Source organism: Aureimonas phyllosphaerae (assembly GCF_047943035.1).
GTDB classification, from domain to species: domain Bacteria; phylum Pseudomonadota; class Alphaproteobacteria; order Rhizobiales; family Rhizobiaceae; genus Aureimonas; species Aureimonas phyllosphaerae.
Genome location: NZ_CP181348.1, coordinates 3,685,407 through 3,700,577, shown reverse-complemented (window position 1 = coordinate 3,700,577; position 15,171 = coordinate 3,685,407). Strand labels below are relative to the sequence as shown.

Annotated in this window: 13 protein-coding genes and 1 pseudogene; 3 read left to right on the top strand and 11 right to left on the bottom strand. The window is 68.2% G+C overall.

Going from position 1 to position 15,171, the window contains the following annotated elements:
* Nucleotides 1-15: 15 nt before the first annotated feature.
* Nucleotides 16-933: a cation diffusion facilitator family transporter gene (locus tag ACLNGM_RS17675; protein WP_416358481.1), complete on the bottom strand. Its 918-nt coding sequence runs from the start codon at nucleotides 931-933 to the stop codon at nucleotides 16-18.
* Nucleotides 934-1,099: 166 nt separating this feature from the next.
* On the opposite strand from ACLNGM_RS17675, the pseudogene ACLNGM_RS17670 reads away from it, so the two are divergent.
* Nucleotides 1,100-2,178: pseudogene (locus tag ACLNGM_RS17670) on the top strand (tartrate dehydrogenase).
* A gap of 11 nt (nucleotides 2,179-2,189) precedes the next feature.
* On the opposite strand, the gene arsC reads toward ACLNGM_RS17670, so the two are convergent.
* The 9 genes from arsC to ACLNGM_RS17625 all read right to left on the bottom strand — a co-directional run bounded on the left by arsC (nucleotide 2,190) and on the right by ACLNGM_RS17625 (nucleotide 12,402).
* Nucleotides 2,190-2,594 (bottom strand): arsenate reductase (glutaredoxin), encoded by a 405-nt coding sequence (arsC, locus tag ACLNGM_RS17665; protein ID WP_416355935.1) that lies wholly within the window; start codon nucleotides 2,592-2,594, stop codon nucleotides 2,190-2,192.
* A 41-nt stretch (nucleotides 2,595-2,635) separates the two neighbouring features.
* The gene (locus ACLNGM_RS17660; protein ID WP_416355934.1) at nucleotides 2,636-3,358 is read right to left on the bottom strand and encodes a haloacid dehalogenase type II; all 723 of its coding nucleotides are present in this window, start codon (nucleotides 3,356-3,358) and stop codon (nucleotides 2,636-2,638) included.
* A gap of 61 nt (nucleotides 3,359-3,419) precedes the next feature.
* Complete coding sequence (gene dinB / locus ACLNGM_RS17655) at nucleotides 3,420-4,562, bottom strand: DNA polymerase IV (protein WP_416355933.1); 1,143 nt, start codon at nucleotides 4,560-4,562, stop codon at nucleotides 3,420-3,422.
* Between the two features lie 110 nt (nucleotides 4,563-4,672).
* Entirely contained in the window at nucleotides 4,673-5,365 is a 693-nt protein-coding gene (locus ACLNGM_RS17650) for an NnrU family protein (protein ID WP_416355932.1), read from the bottom strand.
* Nucleotides 5,366-5,442: 77 nt separating this feature from the next.
* Nucleotides 5,443-5,781, bottom strand: a complete 339-nt coding sequence (locus tag ACLNGM_RS17645; protein WP_090959036.1) for an acyl-CoA thioesterase — start codon at nucleotides 5,779-5,781, stop codon at nucleotides 5,443-5,445.
* Nucleotides 5,782-5,969: 188 nt separating this feature from the next.
* Entirely contained in the window at nucleotides 5,970-8,267 is a 2,298-nt protein-coding gene (gene katG, locus ACLNGM_RS17640; protein ID WP_416355931.1) for a catalase/peroxidase HPI, read from the bottom strand.
* Nucleotides 8,268-8,463: 196 nt separating this feature from the next.
* Nucleotides 8,464-9,708, bottom strand: a complete 1,245-nt coding sequence (locus tag ACLNGM_RS17635) for a DUF2254 domain-containing protein (protein WP_416355930.1) — start codon at nucleotides 9,706-9,708, stop codon at nucleotides 8,464-8,466.
* Nucleotides 9,705-11,075, bottom strand: a complete 1,371-nt coding sequence (locus tag ACLNGM_RS17630; RefSeq protein ID WP_416355929.1) for a chloride channel protein — start codon at nucleotides 11,073-11,075, stop codon at nucleotides 9,705-9,707. The genes ACLNGM_RS17635 and ACLNGM_RS17630 overlap by 4 nt, the downstream gene beginning before the upstream one ends.
* Before the next feature lie 73 nt (nucleotides 11,076-11,148).
* A complete protein-coding gene (locus tag ACLNGM_RS17625) occupies nucleotides 11,149-12,402 on the bottom strand; it encodes a flavin monoamine oxidase family protein (RefSeq protein WP_416355928.1) in 1,254 nt (417 codons plus the stop codon).
* A gap of 237 nt (nucleotides 12,403-12,639) precedes the next feature.
* On the opposite strand from ACLNGM_RS17625, the gene ACLNGM_RS17620 reads away from it, so the two are divergent.
* Complete coding sequence (locus ACLNGM_RS17620; protein ID WP_416355927.1) at nucleotides 12,640-13,470, top strand: aldo/keto reductase; 831 nt, start codon at nucleotides 12,640-12,642, stop codon at nucleotides 13,468-13,470.
* A gap of 80 nt (nucleotides 13,471-13,550) precedes the next feature.
* Here the strand turns inward: ACLNGM_RS17620 and ACLNGM_RS17615 are convergent, their stop codons facing one another.
* Complete coding sequence (locus ACLNGM_RS17615; protein WP_416355926.1) at nucleotides 13,551-14,462, bottom strand: LysR family transcriptional regulator ArgP; 912 nt, start codon at nucleotides 14,460-14,462, stop codon at nucleotides 13,551-13,553.
* Nucleotides 14,463-14,537: 75 nt separating this feature from the next.
* On the opposite strand from ACLNGM_RS17615, the gene ACLNGM_RS17610 reads away from it, so the two are divergent.
* The gene (locus tag ACLNGM_RS17610; RefSeq protein WP_416355925.1) at nucleotides 14,538-15,167 is read left to right on the top strand and encodes a LysE/ArgO family amino acid transporter; all 630 of its coding nucleotides are present in this window, start codon (nucleotides 14,538-14,540) and stop codon (nucleotides 15,165-15,167) included.
* Nucleotides 15,168-15,171: the final 4 nt, after the last annotated feature.

Genomic DNA, 15,171 nt, shown 5'->3' with positions numbered 1-15,171 from the left:
CGGGGCGCGTCCGCGTCAGCGGATTGCGCTGGCGCGCTTCGCCCAGGTGCCGGCCGTCTGCGGCTTGACGAAGACGGTGGTCACGTCGGGCAGTTCGGCCTTCACGCGCGCCTCCAGCCGCTGGACGCAGGTTTCGATTTCGGGCGCGGTCATGTGATCCTCGAACTCGACGCTGAGCGCGACCACGATCTGGCGCGGCCCCAGCTGGGTCGTGATCACGCCGTTCGCCTTCTGGATCGCCGGGTCCGCCTCCGCCATCTTGAGGATCGCGGCCTGCACGGTCGGTAGCGCCGGCTCGCCGATCAGCAGCCCCTTGCTCTCGCGCGCAAGAAAGATTGCGACGCCCGCCAGAACGATGCCGATGCCGACCGAGGCGACGCCATCGAGCTCCGGTCGTCCGAGCGCTTGCGCGAGGAAGATACCGACGAAGGCGATCGCAAGGCCGATCAGCGCCGCGCTGTCCTCGAGAAGCACCGTGAAGGTCGTCGGGTCCTTGCTGCGCGTGATCGCCTCGACGTAGCCGGCCGATCCCTTCTGCTCCCGGAACTCGCGCAGCGCCACGATCCACGAGAAACCCTCGAAGAGGAACGACGCCGCAAGCACCCCATAGTTCCAGCCGACGTTCTCGATCGGCTCGGGCTCCATGATGTGGTGGATGCCCTGGTAGATGGATACGCCGGCGCCGAGCGCGAAGACGAGAAGCGCGACGATGAAGCTCCAGAAATAGAGCTCGCGTCCGTGGCCGAGCGGATGCGTGCGGTCCGGCGGGCGGCCCGCGCGACGCATCCCGTAGAGGAGGAGCACCTCGTTGCCGGTGTCGACAAGGGAATGCACACCCTCGCTGAGCATCGCCGACGAACCGGTGAAGAAGGCAGCGGCGAACTTCGTCGCGGCGATGAGCGCGTTGCCCGCCAGTGCCGCGTAGACCACCATCTTCGAACCGTCTGCCACGCGCCATCACCCATAGTTGATCGCTGCCGAAACTGGCGCGGGCGGGTCAAAGGTCGAGGGCGGGGCGGGAGCTGCGCAGCGCGTGCGACTTCATCCGGCGGCCGAATCCCCGTAAGCCGGTACGCGAGGCCAGGAGGACGCCGCCGCCATGCAGACCTACAGGATCGCCGCCATTCCTGCCGACGGCATCGGACCGGAGGTCATCGCCGCTGGCCTTCAGGCGCTAGAGGCGCTGGAGCGGCGCGACGGTGGCTTCAGGCTGGACGTGACGCAGTTCGACTGGGTGTCGGACTACTACCGGAAGCACAGCGTCATGATGCCGGCGGACGGCACCGAGCAGCTGAAGGGTTTCGACGCCATCTTCTTCGGCGCCGTGGGCGCGCCCGATGTGCCCGATCATGTCACGCTGTGGGGGCTGCGTCTGCCGATCTGCCAAGGCTTCGACCAGTACGCCAACGTGCGCCCCACCAAGATCCTGCCGGGCATCGTCTCGCCGCTGGCGGGGTCAAGCCCGGCGACCTCGACTGGGTGATCGTTCGCGAGAACTCGGAAGGCGAGTATTCCGGCCACGGCGGCCGAGCCCATCGCGGCCTGCCGGAGGAGGTCGCCACCGAAGTCGCGATCTTCACCCGCGTCGGCGTCACCCGGATCATGCGCTATGCCTTCCGCCTCGCCCAGTCCCGGTCGCGCAAGCTCCTGACCGTCGTGACGAAGTCCAACGCCCAGCGCTTCGGCATGGTGATGTGGGACGAGATCGCGGCGGAGGTGTCAGTCGAATTCCCCGATGTGACCTGGGACAAGATGCTGGTCGACGCGATGACGGTGCGCATGACGCTCAAGCCGCAAAGCCTCGACACGATCGTCGCCACCAACCTCCATGCCGACATCCTCTCGGACCTCGCCGGTGCGCTGGCCGGAAGTCTCGGGGTCGCGCCGACGGCAAACATCGATCCCGAGCGGCGGTTCCCCTCCATGTTCGAGCCGATCCACGGCTCGGCCTTCGACATCACCGGCAAAGGCATCGCCAATCCCGTCGCGACCTTCTGGACCGCGGCGCAGATGCTGGAGCATCTCGGACAGCCGCAGGCCGCCCGGCGCCTGATGCATGCCATCGAGACGGTGACGGGCGGCGGCGTGATGACGCCGGACGTCGGCGGCACGGCCACGACGCAGGAGGTGACGGACGCCGTATGCGAAGCGATCCGCGGCTCCAACGTCGTGCCCTGAAGGCGAACGGTTCAGGCAGTCAGGCCGACCATTTCGCCGTCCTCTTTGCGGAAGCTGGCGACGGGACGGTCCAACAGGTCCAGCACACGTTCCGACGGGCGGCAGAGGGCCGTGCCCTTGGCCGTCACGACGATCGGACGGTTGATCAGGATCGGGTGCGCCATCATGGCGTCGAGGATCGCATCGTCGGAGAGCGCGGGATCGTCGAGGCCGAGTTCGGCATAGGGCGTGCCCTTCTCGCGCAGGAGCTCACGTGGGCCCAGACCCATCGCGCCGATCAGTTCGACGAGACGCTCGCGGCTCGGCGGCGTCTTCAGGTACTCGATCACCGTCGGATCCTCACCCGATTGGCGAATCATCTCCAGAACGTTGCGGGACGTGCCGCAGGCGGGGTTGTGGTAGATCGTGACGCTCATCGTGGGGTCCGGGTCGGAAGAAAGAGGCGCGGCGGGGCGGTCTAGCATCCCAGTTGCCTTGCGGCATCCACGAGATCCTCCGCCACCACGTCCCAGTCTCGCGCGGGCTCGAGATCGGTCGCTTGTTCGGAGCCGTGCTCGCGCGGTCGGCAGATGAAGACGGTGCCAAGGCCGAGGGCGCTGGCGGCTGCGAGGTCGTCGTTGTGGGCGGCGACCATGGCGGCGCGTTCGGGCGGCAGGCCGACGGCTTCGATGGAGCGCAGGTAGGTTTCCGGCCGCGGCTTGTAGGTCTGCGCGATCTCGGCCCCGACGATCACGTCCCACGGCAGGCCGCCGAAACGCGCGAGGTTCATCATGCCTGCGATATGGCTGTTGGAGATCGGGCCGATCGCGAAACGACGCTTGAGGCGTGCCAGTCCTTCGACGCTGTCCGGCCATGGATCGAGCCGCTCCCACGCGCGGTTGAGGTCGGCCAGTTCGCTGTCGGGCAGGGCTGCGGGTTCGACGCCATGGCGCAGGAGGACGCGTCCTAAGTTCTCGCGGTTCAGGATGTCGAGCCGCACGAACGCGCGCTCGCCTGACCGCACCCGTTCCATGGAAGGCTGGTACTCCGCCCGCCATTCGTCGGCGAAGCGTGAGGGATCGACGTCGATCCCATGACGCCGGAGAAACGGTTCGGCCCTGCGCGCGACGCTCGTGCGCCAGTCGACCACGGTGCCGAAGACGTCGAAGCCGAGAAAACCGATCGTGTCGAACGTATCCATGCCCGCGCTCCCTGATTGGCCTTCGAAAGATAGATCAGGACCTGCGACCGTCAGCCGCCGGTCACAGCGGCAGCGCGAACTGGGCGGGCGGTGGGGCCGACATGGTTTCGTTGGTCAGCGCCGAAAGCGTCACGCCGAGAAGACGGACACCGCGTGGATCGGCCGGCAGATCGTCGATCAGGCGGAAGGCCGCCCGCTCGATCTCGGCACGCGAGCCGACCGGTGCGGCGGACGACAGGGCGCGGGTGATCTGGCGGAAATCGGCATACTTGACCTTCAGCGTCACGGTCCGCCCCCGCGTTCCCGCGCCCTCGCAATGCCGCCAGACCTTGTCGATGATCGGCCCCAGCGCCTCGCGCATTTCGTCCGGCGTATAGAGATCGGCGGAGAACGTGTTCTCGGCCCCGACCGACTTTCGGATGCGGTTGGCGCGCACCGGACGCTCGTCGATGCCGCGCGAGATGCCGTAATAGTAGGGGCCGATCTTGCCGAAGCGCTCCTGCAGGAAGGCGAGGGATTGCGCCTTGAGGTCGGCGCCCGTGTGGATGCCGAGCCGCTCCATCTTGGCGACGGTCGCCGGGCCGACGCCGTGGAAGCGGCCGACGGGCAGCGTTTCCACGAAGGCCGCGCCCATCGCGGGCGTCACCACGAAGAGCCCATCGGGCTTGCGATGGTCGGAGGCGAGCTTGGCGAGGAACTTGTTGTAGGAGACGCCGGCCGAGGCGGTGAGGCCGGTGACCTCGCGGATGCGCCGGCGGATCGCTTCGGCGATCGCGGTGGCGGACGTGATGCCCTGCTTGTTCTCCGTCACGTCGAGATAGGCCTCGTCGAGCGACAGCGGCTCGATGATGTCGGTGTGTTCGGCGAAGATCTCGCGAATCTGGAGCGAGACGGCCTTGTAGACGTCGAAGCGCGGCTTCACGAACAGAAGGTCGGGGCAGCGGCGCTTGGCGGTGACCGACGGCATGGCCGAGCGTACGCCGAAGGCACGGGCCTCGTAGCTTGCCGCCGCCACGACGCCGCGCTGCGCCGAACCGCCGACAGCCAGCGGCTTGCCGCGCAGCGACGGATCGTCCCGCTGCTCGACCGAGGCATAGAACGCATCCATGTCGACATGGATGATCTTGCGCTGGCGGGTCGGTCTCGCGGCGCCCGCGCGATCGATCCCGTCGTCGGCTTCCACCTCTGCCTCGCGCGCCACCATCGCCTTTCTCTGCGGCCGTCGTCACCAGCCGACAGAACAGATCAGGAACGCAATGGCAAGCCGCTTCGCACGGCGCCAGCCCCTAGTCCACAGGAGCGTTGGCCGAGCCGTCAGACAACCCAGCGCCAGATGCCGGCCGCCCAGCCGGCGAGGGGAATGTGGGCCCAGGTTGCGACAAGCCAGACCACCACCCCGCCCGCAAGGGCATGCATGCCGAAACCGCCGAAACGCGCCCGGCCTGCCGCGACGGCGGCGAACGGCCAGAAGCTGGTTCGTGCGCTCCAGGATCGCCATCCCGCCGGATCGAGCGCCGCGCGCTTGCGCTCCTGCAGCGCCGAGCCGACCAGCGCCAGGATGATGATCGCCAGGCAGAGCACGACGTTCTTCGGGATCGGATAGACGAGGATATGCGACAGGCCCCAGATCGCGAAGGACCACATCATCGGGTGCCGGGTCACGGCGAAGACTCCACGTGCCTCGGCATGGGCGGGGTCGGTCTTCGAGCCGGACAGCGTGGGGTTGCGGACCAGCGAGCCCATGAAGAGGATCGAGGCGACGAGCATCAGGACTGTGGCGATCGCCCAGAGACCGTCGCCGACGTCCCAGAGGGGTTCGGTGACGGGCGCGGCGCGATAGGCCCAGACCGTGGCGCCGAGCGTTGCGAAGGCAACGAGCGTGTAGACGCCCTGGAAGCCCTTCTCTCCCAACCTCGCGACGAGAGGGCCCCGGAGCGGGTGGGACAGAAGAAAGTGCGAGCCGACGAACAGCGCCGAGGTCGCCAGAACACTGAAGGCACCGTCCATCCGCCATCTCCCGCTTTGCGCCATGCAGATTAGCCTATCCGCGCTTCCGGCGGATGACGCCGTGTGTCGCGGTGGGGCTAGCTCTGAACCGGGATCGGCCGCGGCTTCCGATTGGCGTCGATCGCGACGAAGGTGAAGACGCCTTGCGTCACCTGCTCGACCTCCTCGCCCTCGCGGCTGCGGCGCCAGGCCTCGACGTTGATGCGCATTGAGGTGCGGCCGACATGCAAAATCTCGGCGTAGAGGCTCACCTCGTCGCCGACATAGACGGGCTTGAGGAAGCGCATGGCCTCGATCGCGATCGTGGCGCAGCGACCTCGTGCGAGGCGAGCCGCCGCCGTGCCGGCCGCGAAGTCCATCTGTGCCAGCAGCCAGCCACCGAAGATGTCGCCTGCCGGGTTGGTGTCAGCGGGCATGGCGATGGTGCGGATCGTGGGGGCGCCCGACGGGGCGGTTGCGGGCTGCGGTTCGGGCGCGTCCAATTTGAAGCTCCGGTTTCGGCGACACGGATCACCATGTCGCCGAAACCCCCATCGATCGGCAAGGGCATGGATGCTGGGAGCGATCCGTCGGACCGTCCCGAAGGGTCATGCGCCGTGCCGGCTCAACGCTGCGTCGGCTTCACCTCGTAGCGGTCGAGCATCATCACCTTGTGCCAGGCATCGACGAACTCGCGAACGAAGCGGTCCTTGCCGTCGTCAGCCGCATAGACCTCGGCGATCTGGCGAAGCTGCGAGTTCGAGCCGAACACGAGGTCGCAGCGCGTGGCGGTGAAGCGACGCTCGCCGCTGTTGCGGTCCTTGATGTCGAACGTCATCTCCGAGGCGTCCTGCGGCGACCAGACGTAGTCCATCGAGGTGAGGTGGCGGAACATGTCGTTGGTCAGCGTGCCGACGCGATCGGTGAAGACGCCGTGCTGCGAGCCGCCGGCATTGACGCCGAGGACACGCAGGCCGCCAGTGAGGGCAGTCCATTCCGGCGCGGTCAGGGACAGGAGCATGGCGCGGTCGAGGAACAGCTCCTCCGGCGATACGGTGAAGTCGATCGACGTGTCGTGGTAGTTGCGGAAGCCGTCCGACACGGGCTGAAGCCAGTCGAACTGCTCGACATCGGTCAGCTCCTGCGTCGTGTCTCGGCGACCCGGCACGAACGGAACCTCGACATTGGATCCCGCGTCGCGCGCCGCCTTCTCGACGCCCGCACAGCCGGCGAGCACGACCATGTCCGCGAAGGACACGCGCTTGCCGCCGGGCGCCGAGCCGTTGAAGCGATCGGCGATCTCCTCCAGCTTCGGGATGACGCGCTCCAGCCGGTCGGGCTCGTTGACCGCCCAGCCGCGCTGCGGCTGCAGGCGGATGCGACCGCCGTTGGCGCCGCCGCGCTTGTCGGACACGCGATGCGTCGAGGCGGCGGCCCAGGCCGTCGCGACAAGGTCGGTGACCGACAGGCCGCTCGCGAGAATGTCCGACTTCAGGCGCGCGATGTCCGCGTCGTCGATTACGGCATGGTCGAGCGGCGGGATCGGGTCCTGCCAGATCAGGTCCTCGGCGGGCACCTCGGGGCCGAGGTAGCGAACCTTCGGGCCCATGTCGCGATGGGTCAGCTTGAACCAGGCGCGCGAGAAGGCGTCGGAGAAGTAATCGAAGTCGGCGAGGAACTTCTCGCAGACGGCGCGATAGGCCGGATCCTCCTTGAGGGCGATGTCCGAGGTCATCATCATCAAGGGGTTCATTCGACCCTCAACGTGGGCGTCCGGGGTCTTTGGCGCGTCCGGATCGACCGGGGTCCACTGGATCGAGCCGGCCGGGCTCTTGGTCTTGCGCCACTCGAAGCGGAAGAGGTTCTCGAGGTAGTCGTTGTCCCACTGCGTCGGGTTCGGCGTCCACGAGCCCTCGATGCCGTTGGTCATCGTGAACTCGGCGTTGCCCGAGCCTTCCGGGTTGTGCCAGCCGAGACCCATCTCGTGCATGCGCGCGACTTCCGGCGCGCCGCCGATGCGGTCGGCCTTCACCATGCCGTGCGACTTGCCGAAGGCGTGGCCGCCGGCGATCAGCGCGACCGTCTCCTCGTCGTTCATCGCCATCCGGCCGAAGGTGAGGCGAATGTCACGGGCCGAATCTAGCGGATCGCCGTTGGCGTTCGGGCCTTCCGGATCGACGTAGATCAGCGACTGGTGCGAGGCGGCGAGCGGGCTGTCGAGCTCGTAGGTCGCGTCCTTCGGGCCGCCCTGCCAGCGTAGGCCGCGATTGACCATCTCTTCCGGGTGTCCGGCCATGGGGCCACGCGGCGCGTCCTTCGGGGCCTTGCCGGTCCAGCCCTCGGGACCCCAGTAGGTCGAGCGATCCGGCTCCCAGGCGTCGACGCGCCCGCCGGCGAAGCCGAAGGTCTTGAAGCCCATGATCTCCAGCGCGCAGTTGCCGGTCAGGACCATCAGGTCAGCCCAGGAGAGCGCCGCGCCGTACTTCTGCTTGATCGGCCAGAGAAGGCGGCGGGACTTGTCGGTGTTGCCGTTGTCCCACCAGGAGTTGACCGGTGCGAAGCGCTGCATGCCTTGGCCCGCGCCGCCGCGCCCGTCCGCGATGCGATAGGTGCCGGCCGAATGCCAGGCCATGCGGATCATCTGCGGCCCGTAGTTCCCGTAGTCGGACGGCCACCACGAAACCGACGTCGTCAGGAACGCCTTGATGTCGGACTTCACGGCCTGGAGGTCGAGCGCCTTGAAGGCCTCGGCATAGTCGAAGTCCGGGCCGAGCGGGTTGGCTGCCGGCGGCTCCTGATGCAGGAGCTCGACCTTCAGCCGGTTCGGCCACCAGTGATCGATCTGCGGCTCGCTGCCGGCCGCACCGCTGATCCGGGTCCCACCGAAAGGGCAGGTCCCTGCGCCGGGCGTCATCGTGTCCATGTCGAGCTCCTTCGGATGATCGCGCGGCAAGGTCCAGCCGTCGAACGATCGGGAAGGGGCACTTAGGCAGGAACGCTTCGCTGGCTAGAGACCCTCCCGCCGCTGACCATAGCTTGCGACAACCTGCCCGCCCGACGCGCTGGTGCTGCCGGTCTGACCTCGGCCTATGACACGCTCGGAGGGTACAGCCGACAGGTCAAACCGTCGCCGCGATCTCGCGCAGCGCCTTCTTGTCCGCTTCCAGCGTCATGGCGACTTTGGCCCTTTCAAGCGCCTGCCTTGCATGGTGCCGGGCGGCTGGCGCGTAGTCGGGATGGTCGAGACGCGAGAGCGTGCGCAGCGCCTTCTGGAGACGCACCCCGACCTCGACGATGCCGGCCCCGTCACGGGCCACTGCGAGAAAGGCATCGTCGAACAGATCATCGACCCGGAGCGGCGGGACAAGCACCTCGGCGAACGCGGGCTCGTCGGCTTCGCCCAGCTCGGCCCATGCGGCCAGCACGCGCAGGAGCCGGCCGACCACGTCGACCGCCGTGCCGAGATCGTTGGTCGCCGGCGACAGGGCGCGGCTGGCGACCTCCCTCAGCACGCAGATGCCGAAGCGCGGGTCCTGGTCGAAGGAGCGACGGTCACCGATCGTCACGCACCGGAGAAGCGCTGCTTCCTCGATCCGCGCGCCCTCGACGGCCAGGATCGCTTCGGTCGGATCGGCCATCTCGCCGGGCAGACGCAGAACGAACACGCGTGCCCGAGCGCGGCGGGCCAGCGAAGCCAGCGCTTCGACGTCGATGTGCTGGACGTAGCCGATCTCACGCGCCGCCAGCCGCACGGCACCGGCCGGAACGCCGGACGTGCGGTCGTGCAGCGGTAGCCCGCCGAGATATGGCCGCCGCCGCCTCTCGCGGACCGCCGCGATGGCGGCTTCCTCGACGCGCTGCGTCGTCTCGGTCACCCGGCCGAGCCGCGACAGATGATCGATCCAGCGAAGCAGCGTCACGATGATGAAGCCGATGACTAGGATCGTGACGCCGAACAGGACGACGCGCCCCTGCTCGCCATAGGTGCCGGTCGACAGGGCGATGATGCCGACGAGGCTGAACAGGAACGAGCCGATGAAGGTCGACAGGACGTTCTGGGTGGTCGAGTCCTCCATGATGAGGACGTTCGCGCGCGGCGTGACGTTGCTGGTCGCGGCGGAATAGGCCGAGACCATGGTCGACAGCGAGAAGGTCGTGACCGTCAGCATCGAGGAGGCGAGGATGCCGAGTATGTTGTCGACCGCATCCGCGCCGATCGAGGCCGACAGCCCGAACGAGATGAAGGGGCTGGCCCACGCCCCGACGAGCGCCGTCGCTACGGCCAGAAGCGAGAACAGTCCTGCCCGGAACCAGATGCGCCGCGTGACGCGGCGCAGGACCCACTGCCAGCGCGTCGCCGTCACGTCGCTGGGCCCTCGCGTTCGCTGCGTGTCTGCCGAAGCACCTCGGCGACGTAGTTGCGCGAGAGGCTGTGATAGAGAGGCGTGCCCGAGACGAGCCGCGCGGTGCCGAAGCCGATCAGCGACGCCAGCATGATCGGCACGACGTTTCCCTGGTTGCCGGTCATCTCGAGGATGATGACGAAGGCCGTCATCGGCGCCTGCACGACCCCGGCGAAATACCCGGCCATGCCGAGCGTCGCGGCGAGGCCCGTGCCGAGGCCGAGCACGAGGCCGATCGTCGAGCCGATCCCGGCGCCCACCGAGAGCGAAGGCGCGAAGATGCCGCCGGGGATGCCCGAGACCATCGAAGCCAGTCCGGCCGCGAACTTGGCGAGGAAATAAGATGGCGGAAGCGGCGACCCTTCGATGGCGGAGCGCGCCTGCTCGTAGCCGGTGCCGTAGGTCGCGCCGCCCGATGCGAGGCCGATCAGGGCGACCAGCAGGCCGCAGGCACCCGCGATGCCCACGACGCGCATCGCCCGGCCTTTCGACCAGACCCGAACGCGGCGCATGAGGGCGAGAGCGCCCGCGCTGAACAGGGCGCCGAGCCCACCGCCGACGACGCCGCATGCGATGACGAGCATCCACTCGCTGGCCGACGCGACAACGGCGTCGCTCTGGCCGAAATAGGTATAGTTGCCGGTCAGCGCGAGCGATGCGAGACCGGCAAGCACCACCGCCGACAGGACGAGGCCGTTGGTCCGCGCCTCGTAGGCTCGGCCCATCTCCTCGATGGCGAAGACGATCCCCGCCAGGGGCGTGTTGAAGGCGGCGGCAATGCCGGCGGCGGAGCCGGCGAGGATCAGCCCCCGTGCATGCGCCATGCCGCCGAGCCGCCCCGCGGCCAGCATGATGGCTGCGCCGACCTGCACGGTCGGGCCCTCGCGCCCGATCGAGGCGCCCGACAGGAGACCGAGCAGCGTCAGCAGGATCTTGCCCGCCGCGACGCGGAGCGACAGGAGGATGCCGCGTTCTCCGTCCGCCTCGAAATGGCGCGCCGCAATCGCCTGCGGGATGCCGCTGCCTTGCGAATAGGGAAAGAAGCGAAGGGCAAGGAAGCTGGAAAGGGCGAAGCCGAGAGGCGGCACCAGAAGCGCGACGAGAAAGCCGGTGCCATCGTCGCTGCGCATCGAAGCGAAGGCCCGTTGTGCCCAGTCGGCCAGTTCGGCGAAGGCGACGCTGACGAGGCCCACTGCCAGCGCGCCGAACCAGAAGACGAGCCGGGGCCGCCACAGGCGCCTCGACAGCCACATCGCACGGGAGCGACGGACCATCGGGGCGCGTCCGATGCGGCGGCGTCGCGATCCGGAACCTGTCGTCTTCACCATGAGAACCGCCGCTTGTGTGCCTGTCCCCTGATGGGCAAGCGGGCGCCTGTTGTCGAGACCCAACCGTTCGGGATCACGCTCCGGTCAGCCGTTGCAGGCCTTTTCTCGCCGCGAACGCTTCGTCGGCTGCGCGAACGCCGCTGTCGTGCGCCCCGTGCGCGGTCGAGAAATCGGTGCGGCTCGTGGCTTCGCCGGCGAAGAACAGCCGGTCCTCGAACGGGCGGGCGAGGCGGGCCCGAGCGTCCGCATGGCCGGGCAGGGCGCAACTGTAGCCCCCACCGATGGTCACGAGCCCGCTCCAATGCGTCGACGTCAGTGGGCGGAGCCACCGGGCGATGTCCGAGCCGAAAAGTCCCCTGAGCTCACCGACGGCAAAATCGAACCCGGCCTCCGGTCCGCCATCCAGAACCTCGGCGCTATCACCGCCGAGGAATGCCTCGATCACGGGCGCGCCGAGCGGGCGAATGTAGTAGCTTCCCGTCCTGCGGCTGTGCGGTGCGCCGACGACGTGCGTTTCGTCCTCGAACGGTGCGTCGCCCACGATCTCGAGGAACACCTTCTCGTTGCGGCCGAGGGGCAGGCGCGCGGCGGCGTCGCGCCAGGGATCGAGCGCGGCGGGCATCGCGATCGCATCGCCCGCAAGGACGTTGGTGGAGACGGTGGAGATCACGCAGCGTGCGCGCAGGGTGCCCGCGTCGGTCTCGACCATCGCGCGATCCGCGCCCAAATCGATCCGACGCACCGAAACGCCGAGGCGAAGGTCCGCGGCGGGCGGGAGGCTGGCGGCGACGAGCGTTCCGTAGCCGGCCTCGACACGCCAGTTCTCGTCCGACGAGGCTTCGTCATAGGCGACGTAGTCGGCCACCGAGATGCGTTCCGGGCCGACGCCGCTGATATAGCCGGTGCGCGCTGCGATGAAGTCGTTCCAGGGGTTGTCCGGCTCCAGGGCATCGCTCGCGCGATCGCTCGCCGGGGGCGCTTCGACCAGCCGCTCGGCCCAACGCTCCATCGCGGCGGAGGCGGCCGCCTGTTCGCTCGGGGAAAACCCGAGGCTGCGGTACTGTCGGCCCCAGGCGGGCGTGCGCCGGTCGACGGCGAAGCCGGTCTCCGTGGCGATTTTCGTCCAGGCATTACGCTCGGCCGAATGCAGCCAGCCGCATCCGAGGTCGAGCGCGAGAGCCCCATGGTAAAAGGTCTCGGCGCGTCCCCCGATGTGGTCGGCAGCCTCCAGGACGAGAGGCGAGGCACCGAGGCTCCTGAGCTGGCGCGCGGCACCGATGCCGGCGGCTCCTGCCCCGATGATGAGAAAATCGACGTCCTGGGTCATGCGCATCCGTTGTTTCGGCGATCGGCTTCGGCCTTCGTCCGTCCGAGGACGAGCCGCAGGAGCCTGCGTGCAAACGGTGCGGCGCGACCAGTGTTCCGAAGGTGGCCCGGCTTGTTGTTTCGACTAAGCCGTCGTGGCGAACCAAGCACTTTCGGTTTCGGCTTTAGCGGCTCGTGCCTATCTACGGCAGCGACTGGGGCCGGCCTTCCGCCCCGACCCGTCACTTACGGAGCTCCCATGAACCAGCAAACGACCGTCTCGCTCAACGATGGCCATACGATCCCGCAGGTCGGTCTCGGCGTGTGGCGCACGCCCAACGACGGCGCGGCGGACGCCGTGTCCGCGGCGATCGGTGCCGGTTACCGCCATGTTGACACGGCGGCGGTCTACGAGAACGAGAGCGGCGTCGGCGAAGGCCTGCGCCAGTCGGGCGTCGCGCGGGACGACCTCTTCCTGACCACCAAGGTCTGGAACGCCGACCAGGGATTTGACGCGACACTGAAGGCCTTCGACGCGAGCCTCAAGCGGCTCGGCCTCGAAACCGTCGACCTCTATCTCATCCACTGGCCGGCGCCGAACCGCGATCTCTACGTCGAGACCTGGCGTGCGCTGGTGCGGCTGAAGGAAGAGGGACGCGCCAAGTCGATCGGCGTTTCCAACTTCACCGTGGAACATCTCGACCGACTGATCGCGGAAACCGGCGTGAAGCCGGTCCTGAACCAGATCGAACTTCACCCGCGCTTCCAGCAGCGTGCCATGCGCGCCGCACACGCGGAGCGAGGTATTGCCACCGAATCCTGGAGCCCGCTCGGCCAAGGCCAGTTGCTGGAAGATCCGACGATCGGCTGGATCGCGCAGAAGCACGGCAAGACGCCGGCTCAGGTCATCATTCGCTGGCATATCGACAACGGGCTGGTGGTGATCCCGAAGTCCGTGACACCAAGCCGCATCGTCGCCAATTTCGACGTCTTCGACTTCCGCCTCGACGAGGAGGACATGGCGACCTTCGCCGGCCTCGATTCGCCCGACGGGCGCATGGGTCCCGATCCGATGACCGCGAACTTCTGAGGCTTGTCGGCGGGGGCATCGCAGCAGCGGGCCTCCCGCCGATTCCGTCGGCGCTTCCACGTTCAATGCGTCGGCGCGCCCTACGACGCGGCCGTGCCGGCCTGAACCAGAGCCGCCTTGGCAGCCGCCCGCACCGCGTCGGTGAGGCGCGGGAGCGATGCGACGGGCAGCCTCGCGACGGTCCAGTAGAGCATGACGTCGAGCGTCGCGTCCGGCGTCAGGGCGACCAGGTGACCGGTCGCCAGATGCGGCGCGGCCAATGCGGCTGGCTGCATGCCCCAGGCCAGTCCCGCCAGCGCGAAGTCGACGAAGGCGTGCGTCGAGGCGACCGTATGGACGGGAGCGTCGAACTCGACCCCGAGGGTTTCCCTCGCCCAGCGCGCCTGCAGTCCATCCCGCCGATCGAATCGCAGGCAGGGCGCTGCCGACAACGACGTCGGTGTCACCCCGTCTGCGAAAAATCGTGCCGCAAAGTCCGGGCTCGCGCAGGCGATGTAGCGAAGGCCGCCGAGCCGCGTCGTCCGGCAGCCTTGAACGCTACGCGCATCGGCAGTCACGGCCGCAAGCACGTCTCCCGAGCGCAGGCGGTCGGCCGTGTGAGCTTCGTCGTCCAGCGTCAGATCGAGAAGCGCGCCCGTCGCCCGGCCGAAGGCGGCAACGGCTGCGGGAAACCAGGTCGCCAGACTGTCGGAATTGACCGCGATCCGCAGTGGCAACCGGTTGGTCTCGGAGGCTCCCGTGGTCGGGAGGCCTAGCGCGACCTCCATCTCCATCAATCGCACCCGCTCCAGATGCGCGCAGAGGGTGCGACCGAGATCCGTCGGACGGCAGGGCTGCCCGCGGACGACGAGGATCGCCCCGAGCCGTTCCTCGAGCCCTCGCACGCGCTGCGAGACGGCGGACGGCGTGATGGCCAGAACCAGGGCTGCCCGTTCGAACGACCCTTCGCGGATCACGGCGGCAACGGCTGAAAGGGCGGGATAGTCCAGCATGGTGTGAAGCTATGCTTCACTGGCGTAAGGCGAACAAGTTTTACTTCACGCAGTCGATCCCGCATCCCTTGCGCCATGACAGCACCGCTCTCCGCCTTCTTCTCCGGTTTCGCCCTGTCCGCGGCGCTCATCATGGCGATCGGCGCACAGAACCTCTTCGTTCTGCGGCAGGGGTTGCGGGGCGAGCACGTCGTGCCGCTCGTCCTCTTCTTCGGATCGTCCGATGCGGTGCTGATCGCGGCTGGCGTCGGCGGGATGGGTGCATTCCTGTCGGCCGTCCCGCAACTGGAGATCGCGCTCGCTCTCGGCGGTGCAGCGTTCCTCACGTGGTACGGCGTTGCAGCCTTTCGCCGGGTGGCGGCGCCGTCCGCGATCACGACCGGCGCGGCCGGCACCATCTCGCTCGGACGCGCGCTGACCACCGGCGCCGCTTTCACCTTTCTCAATCCGCACGTCTATCTCGACACCGTGCTTCTGATGGGCACGGCGGGGTCGGCGCAACCGGAGGGGCTGCGCCCGGTCTTCGTGCTCGGTGCGGCCTCGGCGAGTTTCCTGTGGTTTGCGGGCCTTGGCTACGGCGCGCGCCTGCTTCAGCCGGTCTTCGCCCGGCCGGCGGCCTGGCGCGTTCTCGACGCCTTGGTCGGCATTGTGATGCTCTCTCTCGCGGCCTCGCTCGTCCTCGGGGCCGTCAGCGCGATGCGGTGAGCGA